The sequence below is a fragment of the Pseudomonas sp. NPDC087598 genome (genome assembly GCF_044743525.1).
Lineage (GTDB): Bacteria > Pseudomonadota > Gammaproteobacteria > Pseudomonadales > Pseudomonadaceae > Aquipseudomonas.
Genome location: NZ_JBIUWQ010000126.1, coordinates 1 through 4237, shown reverse-complemented (window position 1 = coordinate 4237; position 4237 = coordinate 1). Strand labels below are relative to the sequence as shown.

General features: G+C 57.1%; 3 protein-coding genes. 1 reads left to right on the top strand and 2 read right to left on the bottom strand.

The window, feature by feature from the left end; genetic code table 11:
• Window positions 1–391 precede the first annotated feature (391 nt).
• Both ACIOWE_RS29830 and ACIOWE_RS29825 read right to left on the bottom strand, forming a co-directional pair.
• Window positions 392–1612, bottom strand: a complete 1221-nt coding sequence (locus tag ACIOWE_RS29830) for a CaiB/BaiF CoA transferase family protein (protein WP_401398538.1) — start codon at window positions 1610–1612, stop codon at window positions 392–394.
• Window positions 1613–1625: 13 nt separating this feature from the next.
• On the bottom strand, window positions 1626–2807 hold the full coding sequence (locus ACIOWE_RS29825; protein ID WP_007953903.1) for an acyl-CoA dehydrogenase: 1182 nt from the start codon (window positions 2805–2807) through the stop codon (window positions 1626–1628).
• Window positions 2808–2965: 158 nt separating this feature from the next.
• On the opposite strand from ACIOWE_RS29825, the gene ACIOWE_RS29820 reads away from it, so the two are divergent.
• Window positions 2966–3865, top strand: coding sequence for a LysR family transcriptional regulator (locus ACIOWE_RS29820; protein WP_401398536.1), 900 nt, complete (start codon window positions 2966–2968; stop codon window positions 3863–3865).
• Window positions 3866–4237: the final 372 nt, after the last annotated feature.

The window sequence follows — 4237 nt, the reverse complement described above, 5'->3', positions numbered from 1 at the left end:
ATTCCTCAACAACTTCAACCACTTGCGCTTCCGATCTCTCGTCAGCGGGAGGCGAATTCTACAGCGTTACTCGCTGCTGTCAACACCTCTTTTTCTCCGCTTTCGACCGAGAAGATCGAACCGTTAAAAGCGCCAAACATCACGACCCTTTCAACTCCTTCCAGGCTTCGATGAACTGAAGCGACCCGCTATCGAAAACCGTTTAACTCATTGAATCTCAAGGAGTTTTCCGTTTCGACTGCGCCGGAAGTGGGGCGAATTATAGGCCTCCAGAATCTGTCGTCAACCGTTAATTTCGCTTTTCTTTCAATAACTTGCAGATCGATTAAAAAACGTCCAAAAACGGCTCTCAAGGGAAAGAAATACGCTCCCTTCTATATAGAAGGATAAGTCAGAGCACCCCTTCCGCCTTCAACGCAGCAACTGTGCCGGCGCCCAAGCCCAACACGCGCTGCAAAACCTCCAGCGTATGCTCCCCCAATAAAGGCGGCGCGCGACGATATTCGACCGGCGTCTGCGACATGCGAATAGGACTGGCCACCTGCGGCACCATCCCGGCCAGCGCATGGGGCAACTCGATCGCCAACCCACGAGCCTTCACCTGCGGATCCTCGAACACCTGGGACAGATCATTGATCGGCCCACACGGCACTCCCGCCTGCTCCAATTGAGCCACCCACTCAGCAGTAGTCTTGAAAACCGTCGCCTGACGAATCAGTGGTATCAGCACCGCCCGGTTCGCCACTCGCAGCTTATTAGTAGTAAAACGCGGATCATCAGCCCACTGCGGCTGGCCCGCCACTTCAGCGAACTTGCGGAACTGCCCGTCATTACCCACGGTAAGGATGAAATCACCATCTGCCGTAGGAAAGTCCTGATAAGGCACGATATTCGGATGCGCATTGCCCAGACGCTTGGGCGCATTACCGGTAGTCAGGTAGTTCATCGCCTGATTCGCCAGGCAGGCTACCTGCACATCCAGCAACGCCATGTCGATATGTTGCCCACCACCGTCATGATCGCGGTGAGCCAGTGCCGCCAGTATCGCCACGGTCGAATACAGACCGGTGAGAATATCCGTCAACGCCACCCCAACCTTTACCGGCCCGGCACCTTCATCCCCCTCAGGCCGGCCGGTCAGGCTCATCAGCCCGCCCAATCCCTGGATCATGAAGTCATAACCGGCACGCTTGGCATACGGTCCGGTCTGGCCGAAGCCTGTAATCGAGCAATAAATCAGATTCGGATTGAGCGCCTTCAAAGACTCATAATCCAGACCATAAGCGGCGAGCCCACCGACCTTGAAGTTCTCGATAAGGATGTCCGACTTGGCCGCCAGCTCGCGCACCAGCTTCTGCCCCTCGGGACGTGTGAAGTCGATAGTCACCGATTGCTTGTTGCGGTTGGCCGACAGGTAATAAGCCGCCTCCGACGTATTCTCGCCATACGCGTCTTTGAGGAAGGGCGGCCCCCAGGCGCGCGTGTCGTCGCCATTGCCCGGGCGCTCGACCTTGATCACCTCGGCGCCAAGGTCGGCGAGGATCTGCCCGGCCCATGGCCCGGCCAACACTCGCGATAAATCCAGTACCCGCAGATGCGACAGCGCGCCCATGGTCGCTCTCCTATTAATAGAACGCTTGCAGACCGGTTTGTGCACGCCCGAGGATCAGCGCGTGAACGTCGTGAGTACCTTCATAGGTATTCACCACTTCCAGGTTGACCAGATGACGGGCCACACCGAACTCGTCGGAGATGCCGTTACCGCCCAACATGTCGCGGGCCATACGAGCGATATCCAGCGACTTGCCGCACGAGTTGCGCTTCATGATCGAAGTGATTTCAACAGCCGCCGTGCCTTCATCCTTCATACGCCCCAGACGCAGGCAGCCTTGCAGCGCCAGAGTGATCTCGGTCTGCATGTCGGCCAGCTTCTTCTGGATCAGCTGAGTAGCGGCCAATGGACGACCAAACTGCTGGCGATCCAGTGTGTATTGGCGAGCGGTGTGCCAGCAGAACTCGGCAGCGCCCAGCGCGCCCCAGGAGATACCGTAGCGTGCAGAGTTGAGGCAGGTGAACGGGCCTTTCAGACCACGTACGTCCGGGAAGATGTTCTCTTCCGGCACAAACACGTTGTCCATGACGATTTCGCCGGTGATCGATGCACGCAGGCCGACCTTGCCGTGAATCGCCGGAGCGCTCAGGCCTTTCCAGCCTTTCTCCAGTACGAAGCCACGGATGTCGCCAGCATCGTCTTTGGCCCAGACCACGAACACATCGGCGATCGGGCTGTTGGTGATCCACATCTTGGCGCCGGTCAGGCTGTAGCCGCCGTCGACTTTGCGTGCACGAGTAATCATCGCGCCCGGATCGGAACCGTGGTTAGGCTCGGTCAGACCGAAGCAACCGATCCACTCGCCGGAAGCCAGTTTCGGCAGGTATTTCTGTTTCTGTGCTTCAGTACCGAATTCGTTGATCGGCACCATCACCAGCGATGACTGCACGCTCATCATCGAACGGTAGCCGGAGTCGACACGCTCGACTTCACGAGCGATCAGGCCGTAGCTGACATAGTTGAGGCCGCTGCCGCCGTACTGCTCCGGGATGGTCGCACCCAACAGACCGACTTCGCCCATTTCGCGGAAGATTGCCGGATCAGTTTTCTCATGACGGAAAGCTTCAAGAACACGCGGCGCGAGGCTCTGTTGAGCGAACTGCTCGGCGGTGTCGCGGATCATGCGCTCTTCTTCGGTGAGCTGTTGATCCAGCAGCAGGGGATCGATCCAGTTGAAGCTAGCTTTACCGCCCATGAGTGTGTCCTCGCAAATCGGGTGAATTAACGTGGCATTGATCCTAGGCGCGGTTCGCCGTCACGGCAAACGAGGATTTCGCATTCTGTTGTGCTAATTTCTCACTCCGAAACGTCGCTAAATGCCTTTTACGCGGCGTATTAGTGAGGTTGACGTACATGCGCAGGAAGATCCCCAGCACCACGGCCCTGATCAGCTTCGAAGCTGCCGCTCGCCACGAGAGCTTTACCAAGGCGGCCGAAGAACTTTCCCTCACCCAAGGCGCCATTTGCCGACAGATCGCCAGCCTTGAGGATTTCCTGAGCGTGGAGCTATTCCGACGCTCACGGCGAGGCGTGAAGCTGACCGAAGCAGGACTTTCCTACAGTCGGCGCGTCGCGACGCAACTGGATGCAGTCGAACGCGACACTCTCTCGGTGATGGGCCAGCAAGGCACCAATGTGATCGAACTGGCGGTGGTGCCGACCTTCGGCACCCAATGGCTGCTGCCGCGTCTGAAGGATTTCCAGCTCAAGCATCCGGAAGTCACGGTCAACCTGACCAATCGCACCCGGCCCTTTCTGTTTGCCGATACCGAATTCGACGCGGCGATTTACTTCGGCGATGCCGATTGGTCGGGTACCGAATCCCACAGACTGATGGGCGAGAATCCGATGCCGGTGTGCAGCCCCGCTCTACTCGGCAATAAGACGCATCTTACAGCCGAAGCCATTGCCGATCTGCCGCTGCTGCAGCAGACCACCCGACCGTACGCCTGGCGCCAGTGGTTCAACTCGCAACACTTGAATATCCCTCGCGACATGACAGGTCCGCGCTACGAGCTATTCTCCATGCTGGCCCAAGCGGCCATGCACGACATGGGCATTGCACTGATTCCACCGTTCCTGATTCAGCGTGAACTGGCCGAGAAACGCCTGGTGATTGCCAACCCGAATGCGCTCTCCAGCATCAAGGCCTATTACCTGATGATTCCTGAGCGAAAGGTCGAATCGGCGTCTCTGAAGGCATTTCGCGACTGGTTGGTAAATCAGGCGCAGAGCTACAGCCTAGAAGGATAGCGACTTACAGCGATACTTAACCTCGTAGTCAGGAAACCGAAAGCCCTACAGATATAAGTATTTGTCGCATTTACGCGGACTGTATCCGAAAGTCGTACAGACGTCCCACAAGCGCCTGAAGACGTGGCTTTGAGCCTCCATCTACGACTCATCACGGCCTATTCACGTCGCCGATGAGAAAAATTTTCAAATTCAGCCAGAATCCTTACAAGGCACGGCCTGCAAGGGATTAAGCCGGCCATGTGCGACATTCGGTCACGGGATGACTTGTAGTTAATTTTCCGTCACCCGTCATAATCCCTTGAAGGGCATAAAGTTCGCCTGCAAAATGCCGCGCCCCGCCCTGATTTGGCGGGATCGTGCTGATCGGCC